Annotated in this window: 16 protein-coding genes; 11 read left to right on the forward strand and 5 right to left on the reverse strand. The window is 57.9% G+C overall.

Annotated elements, in window-relative coordinates; genetic code table 11:
- Nucleotides 1-486: 486 nt before the first annotated feature.
- Both FND52_RS05615 and FND52_RS05620 read right to left on the reverse strand, forming a co-directional pair.
- A complete protein-coding gene (locus tag FND52_RS05615) occupies nt 487-1656 on the reverse strand; it encodes a J domain-containing protein (protein ID WP_144129959.1) in 1170 nt (389 codons plus the stop codon).
- A gap of 130 nt (nt 1657-1786) precedes the next feature.
- Entirely contained in the window at nt 1787-1948 is a 162-nt protein-coding gene (locus FND52_RS05620; RefSeq protein WP_125295101.1) for a DUF1127 domain-containing protein, read from the reverse strand.
- A 175-nt stretch (nt 1949-2123) separates the two neighbouring features.
- Here FND52_RS05620 and FND52_RS05625 point away from each other — a divergent pair, with 175 nt between their 5' ends.
- Nucleotides 2124-3560: an aminotransferase-like domain-containing protein gene (locus tag FND52_RS05625; RefSeq protein ID WP_125295100.1), complete on the forward strand. Its 1437-nt coding sequence runs from the start codon at nt 2124-2126 to the stop codon at nt 3558-3560.
- 111 nt (nt 3561-3671) lie between these two features.
- The gene (locus FND52_RS05630) at nt 3672-4646 is read left to right on the forward strand and encodes an apurinic/apyrimidinic endonuclease family protein (protein ID WP_144129961.1); all 975 of its coding nucleotides are present in this window, start codon (nt 3672-3674) and stop codon (nt 4644-4646) included.
- Here the strand turns inward: FND52_RS05630 and nepI are convergent.
- Both nepI and FND52_RS05640 read right to left on the reverse strand, forming a co-directional pair.
- Nucleotides 4633-5814, reverse strand: coding sequence for a purine ribonucleoside efflux pump NepI (nepI, locus tag FND52_RS05635; protein ID WP_144129963.1), 1182 nt, complete (start codon nt 5812-5814; stop codon nt 4633-4635). The two genes, FND52_RS05630 and nepI, sit on opposite strands and share 14 nt — an antisense overlap.
- A 110-nt stretch (nt 5815-5924) precedes the next feature.
- On the reverse strand, nt 5925-6857 hold the full coding sequence (locus FND52_RS05640; protein ID WP_125295097.1) for a LysR family transcriptional regulator: 933 nt from the start codon (nt 6855-6857) through the stop codon (nt 5925-5927).
- A 99-nt stretch (nt 6858-6956) separates the two neighbouring features.
- Between FND52_RS05640 and FND52_RS05645 the strand changes: the two genes are divergently transcribed.
- Nucleotides 6957-7391, forward strand: a complete 435-nt coding sequence (locus FND52_RS05645; protein ID WP_144129965.1) for a DMT family transporter — start codon at nt 6957-6959, stop codon at nt 7389-7391.
- A 9-nt stretch (nt 7392-7400) separates the two neighbouring features.
- Entirely contained in the window at nt 7401-7889 is a 489-nt protein-coding gene (locus FND52_RS05650; protein ID WP_144129967.1) for a DMT family transporter, read from the forward strand.
- Between the two features lie 64 nt (nt 7890-7953).
- Here FND52_RS05650 and FND52_RS05655 read toward each other — a convergent pair whose 3' ends face one another.
- Nucleotides 7954-8880 (reverse strand): LysR substrate-binding domain-containing protein, encoded by a 927-nt coding sequence (locus FND52_RS05655; protein ID WP_125295092.1) that lies wholly within the window; start codon nt 8878-8880, stop codon nt 7954-7956.
- 171 nt (nt 8881-9051) lie between these two features.
- On the opposite strand from FND52_RS05655, the gene FND52_RS05660 reads away from it, so the two are divergent.
- The 7 genes from FND52_RS05660 to FND52_RS05690 are packed head-to-tail and all read left to right on the forward strand — an operon-like array spanning nt 9052 to nt 15501.
- A complete protein-coding gene (locus FND52_RS05660; protein ID WP_125295091.1) occupies nt 9052-10002 on the forward strand; it encodes a branched-chain amino acid ABC transporter permease in 951 nt (316 codons plus the stop codon).
- Between the two features lie 8 nt (nt 10003-10010).
- Nucleotides 10011-11117, forward strand: a complete 1107-nt coding sequence (locus FND52_RS05665; RefSeq protein ID WP_144129968.1) for a branched-chain amino acid ABC transporter permease — start codon at nt 10011-10013, stop codon at nt 11115-11117.
- On the forward strand, nt 11114-11881 hold the full coding sequence (locus FND52_RS05670; RefSeq protein WP_144129970.1) for an ABC transporter ATP-binding protein: 768 nt from the start codon (nt 11114-11116) through the stop codon (nt 11879-11881). Before FND52_RS05665 ends, FND52_RS05670 begins: the two co-directional genes overlap by 4 nt.
- Nucleotides 11874-12593, forward strand: coding sequence for an ABC transporter ATP-binding protein (locus tag FND52_RS05675; RefSeq protein ID WP_144129972.1), 720 nt, complete (start codon nt 11874-11876; stop codon nt 12591-12593). The genes FND52_RS05670 and FND52_RS05675 overlap by 8 nt, the downstream gene beginning before the upstream one ends.
- Before the next feature lie 27 nt (nt 12594-12620).
- On the forward strand, nt 12621-13778 hold the full coding sequence (locus FND52_RS05680; RefSeq protein ID WP_144129974.1) for a branched-chain amino acid ABC transporter substrate-binding protein: 1158 nt from the start codon (nt 12621-12623) through the stop codon (nt 13776-13778).
- 17 nt (nt 13779-13795) lie between these two features.
- Complete coding sequence (locus tag FND52_RS05685; protein ID WP_144129976.1) at nt 13796-14278, forward strand: L-2-amino-thiazoline-4-carboxylic acid hydrolase; 483 nt, start codon at nt 13796-13798, stop codon at nt 14276-14278.
- Entirely contained in the window at nt 14275-15501 is a 1227-nt protein-coding gene (locus tag FND52_RS05690) for a Zn-dependent hydrolase (protein ID WP_144129978.1), read from the forward strand. The genes FND52_RS05685 and FND52_RS05690 overlap by 4 nt, the downstream gene beginning before the upstream one ends.
- Nucleotides 15502-15833: the final 332 nt, after the last annotated feature.

The raw sequence follows: 15833 nt of genomic DNA on the forward strand, positions 1-15833 counted from the left end.
TAAGCTATTGATTAGTATGTCTTATATATATCAAATGAAAAAACGTCAAGTTTGGTAGTTGCATAGTGATTTTTTTGCAGACGGCAAATGTTGTTTTTTAGTTAAGGTTTGCGAACCGAGGTTAACCAATATTTCTAAATGCATGCTTATTGATGCTGAATTCGTTGTGATGTGTGATATAAATATTCCTTATTCTAAATTTTGTTAATTTATTAGCTTGTCGACATTACTATTATCCGGTTAAACCGACGTATTCACTTTTAGCACTCTCCAGTGCAGAGCCGGTAAATGAAATACAATAGCGAGCGGGCTGATGCATTGCTGAATAACCTGAAATTAGAAGGATGCCGGTGAATGGACAATAAAACCGGATATCGCGAAAAGGGAGCAGAATTAAAATGGCTATGCTTACCTGTCTCTTACTCACCTCGACCCACAGCACGCCTCGCCCTGGTGGGGGGCGCGTAACCTCACCACCTGTAAACGCTACGCCGCCGCATCCACTTGCGCTTCGCTAACCTGATGTTCAAGCGAGGCGCGCACGTCGTGCAGGGCTTTTTCCTGCTGAGCGAAATAGGCTTCCATATTGCTCAGCGAAGAGACCAGCAGCCAGGATTCCTCTTTTTCCAGTTCTGCCAGCTCGTTAACCAGGGTATCGATTTGCTCGCGTACCTGCGCGATTCGTTTGCGAATGCGTTCCAGATCGTTAAGCCTGTCGCTCGCCATCAGCGGCTCGAAGCCATGTTGCAGGCGGGCGACCAGCGAGCGAATGGCTTTCACGTCGCCGCGCTGCTTCGCCTGATTGAGCTGGACCATGATGGCGTTGGCTTCTTCTTTGCGATCGTCGGCCACCAGATCCGGGTGGCAGAGCTTGCTGGCCTGTCGCCACAGCCGTTTTAGCTCGTTGCGATCCTCTTCCGATAGCGCCTTGCCTTTACGCAGCCGAACCTCGACATCGTGATGCTGTTCGCGGTATTTCTCGAACTCTTCATTTGCCTGGTCCCGGGCCTGACGGGCAGGCTCCTCTTCGCGGGTTAACCCCGTTTCCAGCTCCAGCGCTTCGGCAAGCAGGTTGGCGATCAGGTTACTTTGCTGCTGGAGTTGCTTACGCGCATCGGCAGCCTGAACGGAATCCGCTGGCAGATCGCGCCAGCGTTGCGTCAGGGTTGCCAGCACCTCCACCGCCTGAGCCGTATACTGTTGGCAGCGGCGATAATCTTCTTCGCGACGGCGCGCTTCCGCCTGCTGGCGGCGCAGGTTCAGCTCTGCCAGCGTTTTACGCAGGGAGAGGATCTGCTGCATCAGCGGCCCGAGGCGCGAGAAATAGAGATCGTTAAATTCATCCAACTGCTGGACCCGCGCGTTGCGGCGATCGATCAGATCGCGCAGGCGTTCCTCCAGCGCTTTCAGCTCCAGCTTACTGGCCGCCATCTGCGGATCGCGCCACTGCGTAACCGCGCGCTGGCTTTGCAACCAGGCGGTAATCGCCGCCATCGCGCGGGTGTAGTTTTTGCCTTCCAGCGCGGTGACGATCCCCTGAAGCTCATCGTCAAACGCTTCGCTTTTCAGCCGTGCCAGCTGGCTCTGGATGATGTCATCATCTTCCAGCTCGATGGCATATTTAATGATTTCCAGCCGCTTGATCGGTGTGCTCATGATGCGTTTCGCTTTGGCGCTTAAGTAGTTGAGTTAAGGTTAGTTGTGGTTCAGTTCAGCGCAAATAATACACACGGATTATGATCGGCGCGATGGGGGATTTCTTTAGTATTAATACTCTCAACGCGCGTTAAATATCATGACGCGTCAGCCCGACATCCTTCAACTGCTCATCACTCATCCTCTGCAAAATCCGGCGCGTCCGGTGAATGCGATACCCGCTTTTTAGCGCTTCCCACAGCCAGATAAACACGACAAACGGACGTTTTGCACGATTTTCATTGAATTCCATGATGTTTTCCTCACTGGTCAGAGGCTTTATCATCAGGCAATTTCCCTGTGGCAATACATAGCCAAAAACAACTTTTATTTAACATACAGATTGGTTAAAACAGTATCTGAATGCCGTTTTCAGCGGCAAACTGTACCGGTTTATTTATCTGTATGACGCAACCCAAGGATACAGCATGACCCGTTACCAACATCTGGCTAATCTGCTGGCAGAGCGTATTGAACAAGGCTTGTATCGCAGCGGCGAGCGTTTACCTTCGGTGCGCACCCTGAGTCAGGAGCACGGCGTGAGCATCAGCACCATACAGCAGGCCTACCGATTGCTGGAAAACCTTCAGCTGATCACCCCGCTGCCACGCTCCGGTTACTTTGTCTCGCCACGTAAAGCGCAGCCGCCGGTGCCCGCCATGACGCGCCCGGTCCAGCGCCCGGTGGAAGTTTCCCAGTGGGACGAGGTGATGACGCTGCTTGATACGCGTGGCGATAAAAACGTGGTCCCTTTTGGCAGCGGCTCGCCGGATCTGGATCAGCCGGGGCTTAAGCCTCTGTGGCGTGAAATCAGCCGGGTGGCCCAGCATCAGCCGGAAGCGGTGATGAGCTATGACATGCTGACCGGGCGGCAGGAGCTGCGCGAACAAATCGCTCGTCTGATGCTGGATGGCGGGGCGGTGGTTTCGCCAGATGAAATTGTGGTAACCAGCGGATGTCACGGCGCGCTGGCTATCGCGCTGCTGTCGGTGTGCAAGGCCGGCGATATCGTGGCCGTCGAATCGCCGTCTTATCATGGCACCATGCAGATGCTGCGCGGGTTCGATATCAAAGCTATTGAGATCCCCACCGATTCGCAAACCGGCATCAGCATCGAGGCGCTGGAAATGGCGCTGGAGCAGTGGCCGATCAAGGGCGTGATCCTGGTGCCAAACTGCAATAATCCGCTGGGTTTTATCATGCCCGATAGCCGTAAGCGGCAGATCCTGTCGCTGGCGCAACGTCACGATATCGTGATTTTTGAAGATGATATTTACGGCGAGCTGGCGGCGGCTTACCCGCGTCCTTCAACCATCAAATCGTATGACGTGGACGGGCGCGTATTGCTGTGCAGTTCCATTACCAAAAGCGTCGCGCCGGGCATGCGGGTAGGCTGGATTGCGCCGGGCCGTTACTACGACAGGGTGGTGCATATGAAATACGCCGCCAGCAGTTTTGGCGTACCGGCAACCCAGATGGCGGTCGCCAGCTTTATCCGCGACGGGCACTATCACCGGCACGTGCGGCGTATGCGTCAGATTTATCAGCAAAATATGGAAACGTATACCTGCCTGGTGCGGCAATACTTCCCCTGCGGGATCTGCATGACGCGCCCGCAGGGCGGCTTTTTGCTGTGGCTTGAGCTGCCAGAGGATGTGGATATGGTGTCGGTCAGCAAACAGCTTCGGCTCCAGAACATCCAGATTGCGCCCGGCTCGCTGTTTTCGGCGTCGGGGAAATATCGCAACTGCCTGCGCATTAACTGCGCGCTGCCGCCGAACGAGCGCAACCGCAATGCGCTGAAGCAGATTGGCGAGGCGGTTCAGGGCGCGATGGAGCATTTTGCCATCGTTCGGGGGACATAATTCGCCACGCCACAGGCGAGGTCCTGGCGGTATTGCCCCTCTCAGATACCCGTACCGCGCGTGAAGCCGACAAGCTGCTACACTCACCCGAGGCCATCTCCCGGAGGACGCATGAAATTAGGCTTTGCTTGTAAATATCTGGACGCTGACTTCAAACAACCGTTTCCCTGCAAATCCACCACCCGCACCCGGTTTTTAAGCCTGAGCCATGACGAGAGAGCCACGCTGCTTCATGCGTTAGCCACCACAAATCTCACCAATCTGTATCTGATTTTCCAGCAGTTGGCCCAGCAGCCGCCCGCGCTGCGAATGATGCGTATCGGCAGCGATTTGCTGCCGCTGTACACCGTGCCCGAGGCTACGGCACTGTATAACGAATTTTTGCCGACGCTGGCTCCGCTGTTCACAAAATGCGGGGCGTTCGCCAGGGCTAATGCTATCCGGCTGTCGTTTCATCCAGGGCAGTATTCGGTGCTGGCGTCAGACAATCTGCTGGTGGTGGAAAGGGCGCTGGAGGACGTTGAGTATCACGCGCTGTGCGCCATGCTGATGGGCTATGGCCAGGCGTTTCAGGATTTCAAAATCAATATTCATATGAACGGCAAAGCGGGTTTTGCAGGATTTAAACGCGCGTTTGGCAAGCTTAGCCCGCAGGCGCGGCGCATGCTGACGGTGGAAAACGATGAAATCTCCTGCTCACTGGATGATGTGCTGCAGGCGAAAGCGCTATGCCCGGTTGTGGTGGATATCCACCATCACTGGGTGAAAGAGAATGAATTTCTTCAGCCGGACGACCCACGTATCGCGCAGGTCATTGAGTCCTGGCGCGGCGTGACGCCGGTGATGCATTACTCCATCTCGCAGGAGGGGATGATCCCGGAGCAGGGGTTCCCGGATCAAAACGCCCTGGGCATGGCGAAAACCAGGCTCAGGGCGCACTCGGATTTTTACTTTAACCCCACGCTGAACGACTGGGCGCTGTCATTTGACGGTTTCGACATCATGTGCGAAGTGAAAATGAAAAACCTCGCCCGCGACCGGCTGTACCACTATGCGCTGTCGCGGTCATCAATTACTTCACTTTAACCTTGCTCGCCACCAGCAGCGCGGTTAACAGCATCAGGGTGCCGGAGAGCGCCAGCGGGGAAAGCAGCCCGAGATTATCCAGCGCATAGCCGCCTACCGCTGCGCCGCAGGTATTGGCTAACTGGATCACCGCCACCTGGATAGATCCGGCTTTTTCTGCCTGATCGGCCAGCGAGCGGGTGATCCAGGTCGACCAGCCCACCGGCACCAGCGCAAACGACAGTCCCCAGATAATGGCAATCGCAGCGGCGACCATCTGATTCTCGCCCCACATCATCAATACCGCAGCGCTTAATGCCAGGATCAGCGGCGCGCAGGCCAGCGCCAGCTTCACGGAACGTTTCAGAATGTGGGAGGAGAACGAGGTGCCGACAAAGCTGGCGATACCGAAGCTCAGCAGTACCAGCGTCAGGCCGTCAACGTCGAACCCCGCCAGGTTCATATAGATGGGGCGGATATAGGTAAAGAAGGAGAACTGCCCGGCGAAGGCCATAAAAATCGCCAGCATGCCCGCCAGCACGCCCGGACGCTTCAGCAGGCCAAACATATTCTGGTGATGCTCGGTCTGACCCGGCATTGCTGGCAACGCCTTCCAGACCCAGATAATACAGGCAAATCCCATCAGCGCCGCCGCGTTAAACACGTGCCGCCAGCCGATAATTCCGCCGAGGAAACTGCCCAGCGGCGCGGCGATCACCAGCGCGATCGACACCGCGCCAAAAATCACCGACAGCGCTTTGGGGATGCTGCGGCTGGGCACCAGCCGCATAGTCAGCGAGGCCGACATCGCCCAGAAACCGCCGAGCGCCAGCCCCAGACAGGCGCGGCCCACCAGCATCAGCGTGAAATTATCGGCAAACGAGACCAGCAGGCAGGAGAGCGTCAGCAGCACGGAAAAAGCGATGACTACCCGGCGGCGATCGGTTTTCCCGATGATCTGGGTGATAAACAGGCTGGCGAACATCGCGACAAACGCGGTGACCGTGACGGACTGTCCGGCCACGCCTTCCGAGACCCCGAGATCCTGCGCCATCGGCGTCAACAGACTCACCGGCAGAAATTCAACGGTAATCAGACAGGCCACGCAAAACGCGACGGCAAATACCGCCGACCAGTTGGGACGAGCTATCTCAGTAGTAAAAGGCGGTGCCGGTTGCGCATCGATCATTATTGTTACCTGGCTTGGTTTTCAGCGAGAAAGTTGCGCAGTGTAACAAACTAAATCGTGATCTAATTAACATTTTGGCAACTTAACGCCAGCCTGTACTTTCAGACGCATTAATTCTGCCAGTAAAGCGGCTCGCCAAATACCTCAACAAAGTAATCGATCACCACCCTGACGTTGAGCGGTTGATGCCGCGTGTGGGGATAAATTGCCGCAATATACAATGGCTCAGTTCGGATTGACGCTTCACTCTCCGGCAGCAGCCTGACCAGTTCGCCTGTTTTCAACCGATCGTTAATCAGCCAGTCCGGAAACAGGACGATGCCCATGCCATTAAGCGCGGCTATCAGTAGCGTTTCGGCGTTATTCGAGGTGAGTAACGGCGCGATTGCGTAATGCACCCACTCGCCGCCTGGCGATTTGAGCAACCAGCGATTCGGGCCGGAAGAACCCCGATACACCAGGCACTGATGCTGATGAATGTCGGCGGGGGAGTGCGGTGTGCCGTAGCGCGCCAGATAAGCGGGTGACGCGGCGAGGTGATAACGCTGCACGCCAAAAACACGCGCCTGGAAAGAGGAATCCGTTAACGGCCCGATACGGAATAGCAGGTCAGCCGCATCGCGATGCGGATCGATATAATCATCCGTTTGCGTCAGGTCGATCAGCAGGCGCGGAAAGCGTTCAGACAGGCCCGCCAGCCAGGGCGCAATATGCCGCTGACCGAAAAACACCGGCGCATTGATGCGTACCAGCCCGGACGGCTCCAGCGTCCGCTCCAGCAGTTCAATTCGCGCTTCTTCAATTTGTCCGGTCATCATCCGGGCATGCTCAATGAACAGATGCGCGCTCTCGGTGGGAATAATCGCCCGGGTATTACGATAGAAAAGCTGCTGGCCCAGCGCATCTTCCAACTGCTGAATCACCCTCGACACTTGTGACGCCGAGATGCCTTCACGCCGGGCAATAACAGAAAAATTCTGCGTCTCGTAGACGTCGATAAACATTTTCAGCGCGCGGAGAGTAATGGAGCCGGGATCGTTCATTAATGCATATCCTGCAAAAGTGTTTGGTTGATTATACGGTTTTTAACGGTAGCTTGCCGCTATAAGCTTCTGCGTCTTGATTCCAAAAGGCGAATGGCGATGCATTTTTTACTGATTTTATGCGTGATTGCGGGCGGCATGGGGCTGTCGGTGGAGGCGGGTTTACTGGGGCCATTGGGTAAAGAGGTCGGCGATTTATGGGCGACGTTCAGCATCTTCAGCGTTGGTGCGGCGCTAACCTTTCTCCTGATGCTGTTTTTCAGCCCGCGCAACAGCCCCTCTTTTTTCGCCCAGCCTGCGTGGCAATTATTGGGCGGCGTTCTCGGGCCGATTTACGTCATCATCCTGACCGTTGCCGCACCGGTTATCGGCATTGCCATGACCATGATTGGTATCCTGGCGGGCCAGGTGTTTAAGAGTCTGATCATCGATCACTTTGGACTGCTGGGCACGGCGCGCAGAAAGATAGATGCGAAGCGCATCATCGCACTGATTTTTATCATTATCGCACTTTCATTAGTGGCGAAAGGGTAGGTTAACACTATGACATTTATCATCATTATGCTGACGGTGGCAGGCGGAGCCATGCTGAGCATCCAGGCCGCTATCAATGGCCAATTGGGCAGTAAAGTTGGCGTTTTTCGCAGCGCATTTCTGACGTTTTCCGTGGGTGCGCTGATTACCGCCTTACTTATCTTCTTCTTCGAGCCGAAACAAACGGTTACGCTACTGGATGTGCCAAAATGGCAACTGCTTGGTGCCTTATGTGGCGTACCTTATATCGTCATCATGGTGATTGCCGTGCAGCGTATTGGTACCGCCGTCGCGACGGTGGCCGTGATCTTCGGACAGCTCGCCATGAGTATGCTGATCGATCATTTCGGCTGGCTGGGCAACGACGCCATTGCGTTCTCCTTCACCCGCTTGGGCGCGGTGATTTGCCTCGGGATCGCGCTGTGCTTTATCTACGCCAGTAATCGTAAACCTTCGTCTGTATCGGCAAAAAATGACCAGCAGTTGCTGAAGAGTTAAGTTTCATCGCCGCATCCCTTTGCCGTGAGGTCAGTGGGATGCGCTACTAAATTTCTCGTCACCTTTACTGTACCGCCTCACTCCTTAACCAGTTCTGCAACAGCACGCCATCCGGCGTCATATCGCTGTCTTTACGCACGCACAGGTAATAATCCCGGCCATCATCAATCGCGTGCTCAAATATCTTCACCAGCTCGCCGCTTTTCAGATACTGGGCGATCAACGGCTCGCGCATCAGCGCACAGCCCAGCCCCGCCTGCACGCCTGCCAGCGTCAGCAAACCATCTTCAAACAGCGGTCCGGCAGAGCGGGGAGGGCGCTTAACGCCCTGCTGCACAAACCACTGGCCCCAGGTGGTGCGCTCTTCATCATGCAGCAGCGGCATTTGCAGCAGCTGGTCCGGCGTATCGATATGGCCGTGCAGGCGCAAAAAATCGCGGCTGCATACCGGCACCATCCGCCCGGAGATCAGTTTTTCACTCTGGTAGCCCGCCCACTGACCGTTGCCAAAGCGGATCGACATATCCGACGCGTCGCTCAGGTAGTTGCGATGGTTGGCGTAGACCACGTTAATTTCGGTTTGCGGATTGGCGCGCATAAATGCCGGAAGGCGTGGAATAAACCAGCCCATGCCGAACAGCGGGATCAGGCTAATCGTCACCTGGCGGGTTAACGCCTGATCCACCAGATGCTCCGTGGCCTGGCGCAGCACGTTAAACGCCGCGCGGATCGAACGGTAATATTCGCGCCCCTGCTGGCTGAGGATCAGCCTGCGCCCCTGACGTTCGGTAAGCGGCATTTGCAGATAGCCCTCCAGCACTTTCAACTGGTGGCTCACGGCGGAAGGCGAAATCGCCAGCTCCTGCGCCGCCAGGGTAACGCTGCCCAGCCGGGCGATGGCTTCAAACGCGCGCACTGCCCGCAGCGGCGGATCGTTAGCGAGCCGGCTGTCGGCATAATCAGGCAGCAGAGACTGTTCTGTTTTATTCATATATTGATTTCTTTAGGGTAATTCGCCCATGTCGTGTGTTGCGCATTGTCTTGTAAATCATTCACATAAAACAAGTTCGAAAAAACATAAGAAATAATATATGCGTATTTTACAATTTAATTCACTTATTAGATGTTACCCGCTGAAAGAGCAATTTGTCGGGTAACCACGTTGGACACACTCATACAACAACTGATCAATGGCGTGATGCTGGGCAGCATCTACGCGCTGATCGCGCTCGGCTATACCATGGTGTATGGCATTTTGCGCATTATTAACTTTGCACATGGCGATATTTTGATGGTCGGCGCGTTAACCACGCTGTCGGCGCTTAACGTACTTAACAGCCATTTTCCCGCGATGCCGCAGCTGCTCCAGCTCGGTTTCGCGCTGGTCATTGCCATGGCGGTCTGCGCCCTGCTGGCGATGGCAGTGGAGCGCTTCGCCTATCGCCGCCTGCGCAACGCGCCGCGTCTGGCACCGCTGATTTCCGGGATCGGCGTTTCGGTGCTGCTGCAAACCGTGGCGATGATTATCTGGAGCCGCAACCCGCTGATGTTCCCGCAAATCCTGCCGATGGACCCGATTACCGTCACCGCTGGCAGCGAGGCGCACCCGCCCGCGATTATCACCGTGACCGGCATCGTCACCGTGGTACTGGCGCTGGTGGTGATGGTCGGCCTGTGGCTGCTGGTGGAATACACCCGCCTGGGTCGCGGAATGCGCGCCGTGGCGGAAAACCCGCGCGTCGCCACCCTGATGGGCGTTAACCCCAACGCGATTATTACCCTGACTTTCGCCATCGGCGGCGTGTTTGCCGCGCTGGCAGGCGTGATGATGGCCAGCAACTACGGCAACGCCAGCTTCTCGATGGGCTTCCTGCCGGGCATCAAAGCCTTTACCGCGGCGGTTCTCGGCGGTATCGGCAATATCCGCGGCGCAATGATCGGCGGCATTCTGCTGGGGATTATCGAATCCCTCGGCGCGGGCTACCTGGGTGAACTGACCAACGGCGTGTTCGGCAGTAACTATCAGGATGTGTTCGCCTTCATGGTGCTGATTCTGGTGCTGGTGTTCCGTCCGGCGGGATTACTTGGCGAGCGCGTGGCGCACAGGGCGTAGGGGAAAACATGACAACTGCACAACTTCAGGCACCTGCCGTTCCTCGCCGTTTCTGGTCCGGCATGACGCTGTTTATTCTCGCGCTGCTGATTGCCCCGGTGGTCGCCAGCCAGCTTGGCGGCAACTACTGGGTGCGCGTTATCGACTTCGCGCTGCTCTACATCATGCTGGCGCTCGGGCTGAATATCGTGGTCGGCTATACCGGCCTGCTGGATATGGGCTTTATCGCCTTTTACGCCGTGGGCGCGTATCTGGCGGCGCTGCTGGCCTCGCCGCATCTGCTGGAGGTGTTTCCGGTGCTGGCGGCGTGGTTCCCGGACGGGCTGCACACCTCGTACTTATTGATTATCCCGATTGCCGCGCTGGTCGCGGCGGTGTGCGGCATTCTGCTTGGCGCACCGACCCTGAAACTGCGCGGCGACTATCTGGCGATTGTCACCCTCGGCTTTGGGGAAATCATCCGCATCCTGATGCGCAACCTCGATCGCCCGGTCAACATCACCAACGGCGCAAAAGGCATTACCGGCGTCGATACCCTGAACCTGTTCGGCCTGAAATTCAGCGGCGTCTACCACTGGTTTGGCGTGAAGGTTCCGGCGCTGTGGCTGTGGTACTACCTGCTGATGCTGGTGATTGTGGCGATTATTTTCGTCTGCCTGCGACTCCAGCATTCGCGCATTGGCCGCGCCTGGCACGCCATTCGTGAAGACGAGGATGTGGCCCGCGCCATGGGCATCAACGTGCGTAATTATAAGCTGCTGGCCTTCGCCATGGGCGCATCGTTTGGCGGCGTGGCGGGGGCGCTGTTTGGCGCGTTCCAGGGTTTTGTTTCCCCGGAATCTTTCACCCTTCAGGAGTCGATCGCGGTACTGGCGATGGTGGTGCTGGGCGGCATGGGCCATATCCCCGGCGTGATCTTCGGCGCGGTGCTGCTGACCGCGCTGCCGGAAATCCTGCGCAGCCAGGCGGCACCGGTGCAGCAGGCGCTGTTCGGCACGGTGCTGATCGACCCGGAAATCCTGCGCCAGCTGTTCTACGGCCTGGCGCTGGTGGGCGTGATGCTGGTGCGTCCGTCCGGCATCTGGCCGGTGCGCCACAAGGAGATAAAAGCATGAGCCTGTTAACCGTGCGCAATATGTCTAAACGCTTTGGCGGCCTGACGGCGGTGGATAACGTCTCCCTGACGATTAACGCCGGAGAGATCTACGGCCTGATTGGCCCGAACGGGGCAGGCAAAACTACCTGCTTTAACCTGATCACCGGGCTGTATCCGGCGGATTCCGGCGAGTTTCTGATTGCCGATAAGCCCTATACCCCAAAGCACATCGAAAAGGTCACGGCGGCGGGTATCGCCCGCACCTTCCAGAACGTGCGGCTGTTTAACGAAATGTCGGTACTGGAAAACGTAATGGTGGGCCGCCATGTGCGCACCCGCAACGGCTTATGGGCGGCGCTGTCGCGCCATAAGCGCGCCCGCGCTGAAGAAGCCGATACCCGCGAACAGGCGTGGCGCTGGCTGGAATATACCGGCATCGCTAAATTCGCCCACTATCGCGCCTGCGACCTGGCCTACGGTCACCAGCGTCGGCTGGAAATCGCCCGCGCGCTGGCGACCGATCCGCTGCTGCTGGCGCTGGATGAACCCGCCGCAGGGATGAACGCGGTGGAAAAATCGGCCCTCGGCGAACTGCTGATGCGCATCCGCGACGACGGTAAAACCCTGCTGATTATTGAACATGACGTGAAGCTGGTGATGGGCATCTGCAATCGTCTTACCGTGCTGGATTACGGCAAAACCCTGGCCAGCGGCACGCCGGATACCGTGCGCCGCGACCCGGCGGTGATCGCCGCATGGCTTGGAGGCAACGCCCATGTCTGAGTTATTAACCGTTGAACGCCTGGACGTGCATTACGGCGGCATTCAGGCGGTGCGCGACGTCTCATTCAGCCTGAAAGAGGGCGAGCAGGCCACGCTGATTGGTGCCAACGGCGCGGGGAAAAGCTCCACCGTGCGCGCCATCACCGGGCTGGAAACCTTTGGCGGCGAGATTGCCTTTAACGGCCAGCCGGTGCGCAAGCGCAAAGCCGAAACGCTGCTGCGCGACGGGCTGGTGATGGTGCCGGAAGGGCGCGGCATTTTCGCCCGCATGACGGTGCTGGAAAACCTCCAGATGGGGGCCTGGCTGCGCCGCGACGCGGCAGCGGTCAGGCAGGAATTGAACCAGATATTCGAGCGCTTTCCGCGCCTCGGCGAACGCCAGAACCAGCTTGCCGGGCTGCTGTCCGGCGGCGAACAGCAGCTACTGGCGCTCAACCGTGCGCTGCTCAGCCGCCCGCGCCTGCTGATCCTCGATGAGCCGTCGATGGGCCTGGCCCCGAAGATGGTTGAAAACATTTTTGAGGTGATCGCCGGGCTGCGCCATCAGGGCGTGGCGCTGCTGCTGATTGAGCAAAACGCCCGGCTGGCGCTGGAGGTGACCGACCGCGCGTGGGTAATGGACAGCGGCAGCATCGTCCACCAGGGCGACTCGCAGGCCATGCTGGACGATGACCAGATTGCACAGATTTATTTGGGCGATATGCCCGTTTAACACACCAACCAACATCAGGGAAAAACAATGAAAACAGCAACAATCCGTGCGCTCAGCGCCGCCATTCTGCTCAGCGGTTTTGCCACAACCGGCGCGTGGGCCGCCGATAGCGAAACCGTGGTTATCGGCCTGGCAGGCCCGCTGACTGGTCCATCCGCCCGTATCGGCAAGGATCTGGAAAACGGCGCGCAGCTGGCGATCGATGACGTTAACAAGCAGCACCTGACCATCGGCGGCAAAGCGGTGACCTTCAAACTGCAATCCGAAGACGACCAGTCCGACCCGCGTACCGCCGTCGCGGTGGCGCAGCGTCTGGTGGACAGCGGCGTCGCGGGCGTGGTGGGCCACTGGAACACCGGTACCAGCATTCCGGCGGCGCGCGTGTATCACGATGCGGGCATCGCCCAGGTGGCCCCGGTCGCTACCGGCCACGCCTATACCAAACAGGGTTTCGACACCAGCTTCCGCGTGATGGGCCACGACGATGACGGCGGTCAGTACGCCGGTAAATACGCCGTTGAAACCCTGAAGGCGAAACGCATCGCGGTGATCGACGACCGTACCGCGTTTGGCCAGGGTCTGGCAGATGAGTTCATCAAATCACTGGAAGCCCAGGGCGTGAAAATCGTTGACCGCCAGTACGTTGACGACAAAACCGTGGACTTCAGCGCCGTGTTGACCGCCATCCGCAGCAAAAATGCTGATCTGATCTTCTTCGGCGGCGTGGACAGCCAGGCGGCACCGCTGGCGCGCCGTATCAGGCAATTGGGCATGAACGCCACGCTGATGGGCGCGGGCGGCTTCGTCAGCCAGACCTTCCTGCAACTGGCCCAGAAAGAGGGCGAGGGCGTGGTGGCGCTGGAGCCGGGCCTGCCGGTGGACCAGATGCCGGGCGGTAAAGCCTTCGAACAGGCGTACCAGTCGCGCTGGCACAGCCATATCGAACTGCACGCGCCGTTCGCCTATGACGCGACCCGCGTACTGGTGGCCGCAATGCAGAAAGCCGACTCCGTGGATCCGGCGGAATACCTGCCCGCGCTGCGCGCCATCAGCTATTCCGGCGTCACCGGCCAGATCGCCTTTGACGCGCAGGGCAACCTGAAATCCCCGTCATTTACCGTTTACAAAGTGGTCGACGGCAAATGGCAGCCGCAAACCGTACTGGGCGGCGCAAACGCGAAGTAACGCAGTGAGGCAATGTGATGAGTGATAATAATGAGCTGGGCATTCTCGCCCGCCGCAAAATTGAAGCAGAAATTATTAAGCCGATTTATGAAATCCTGGTGCGCGAGATAGGGAAAGCCCGCGCCCAGGCGGTAATTGGCGAAGCCATTGAGCAGGCCGCCATTAACGCCGGGAAAGAGTTTGCCGCTAAAGAACCTAACGGCGCGGACGTGAAGAGCTTTATCGCCCTGCAATACCTGTGGGAGAAAGATAACGCCCTGGACGTTAAAGTCATCGACGCCAACGACCAGCAGTACAACTACAATGTCACCCGCTGCCGGTATGCCGAGATGTACCACGAGATGGGGCTTGGCGAGATCGGCCATCTGCTCTCCTGCGCTCGCGATGAGAAATTCATCGTCGGCTACGCGCCGGATGTCGAGCTGACCCGCACCTCCACCATTATGCAGGGCGGCTCGTGCTGCGATTTCCGCTACCGCAGCACTAAGGACAAGGCATGATCGCCGTTAACGCCGCGCGTCTGTGGTCAACCCTCGAGACAATGGCGCAACTCGGCGGCACGCCTGCTGGCGGCGTCACCCGTCTGGCGCTGAGCGAAGACGATCGCCTGGCCCGCAATTTGCTACGCGACTGGGCGCGGGAAGAGGGGTTCAGCTGCGACGTCGACAGCATGGGCAATATGTTTATCCGCCGCGCGGGTAAAAACCCTGAACTTGCGCCGGTAATGACCGGCTCGCACGTCGATTCCCAGCCGCTGGGCGGGCGCTATGACGGCATCTACGGCGTGCTGGCCGGGCTGGAAGCGCTGCGCACGCTCAACGATCGCGCCATCGAAACCGAACGCGATATCGTACTGGTGAACTGGACCAACGAAGAGGGCGCGCGTTTTGCGCCTGCGATGCTGGCCTCCGGCGTCTGGTCCGGGCAGTTTTCTCAGGAATACGCGTATTCGCGCACCGATAGCGCAGGCGTCAGCGTGGGCGAGGCGCTGGAGGCTATCGGCTATCAAGGCGAGACGCCCGCCCGCGCGTTTCCGGTTCACGCCTGTTACGAACTGCATATTGAGCAAGGGCCGATTCTGGAAGAGGAAGCCATTGATATCGGTTTAGTGCATGCGGCGATGGGCCAGCGCTGGTTTACCCTCACTCTGGACGGATTTGCCGCCCACGCGGGAACCACGCCGATGCACAGCCGCCGCGACGCGCTCACCGCGTTTGCCGACCTGGCGCTGAAGGTTGAAGAGATCGGCATACAGCATGCGCCAGACGGACGCGCCACCATCGGCATGGCGCACATTACGCCGAACTCGCGCAACGTGGTGCCGTCCCGCGTGGTATGCAGCGTGGAATTTCGTCATCCGCAAACCGAGGCGCTGATCGCGATGGAAGCCGCACTGCGCCAGGCGGCAGATAGCCTGGCGGCGCGCGGCGTGACGGCGAACGTAGAGCGGATTTTCGATTACGCGCCCATCGCCTTTGACGCAGGCTGCCTGAGCCGCAGCGAACAGGCGGCCCGGGAGCTGGGTTACAGCACCAAACGCATGGTATCCGGCGCGGGCCACGATACCTGCTACATCAGCAAAATTGCCCCGGCGAGCATGATTTTTATTCCCTGCGTAAAAGGCATCAGCCATAACGAAGCAGAAAATATTTATCAATCCTGGTCGGAAAAAGGCGCGAATGTGCTGTTGAACAGTGTGCTGCTGGCGGCGCAGGAAGGGTAAATAACGACAGTGCGGCGGCAACGCCGCATTTCACGCTGGCCGAAACGGAAAAGCCGCCCGTGAAAGGAACTCTTTCATTTTTTTAGCAAAATATATTCCGCGCATTAACCCGTTCATCTTTCACGCTTCCCTGCCGTTCTGAGCGGTATTGCCCCTGCGCTGCTTTGTGACTGTCTCCCTTCACTTTTCACCCCATAGTCTATGATTGATTTTCGTATGGAACCTGGTGTCACGGTATCTGGAGACCGTTTCAATCCCCCTCTCTTTGCGGTGCCGGCATCTTCAGGACAACCTGGAGACGACCAGCCCGTGGTGGCATTCAGGTCTGACTT

The sequence above is a fragment of the Atlantibacter subterraneus genome, assembly GCF_007570865.1.
GTDB lineage: Bacteria > Pseudomonadota > Gammaproteobacteria > Enterobacterales > Enterobacteriaceae > Atlantibacter > Atlantibacter subterraneus.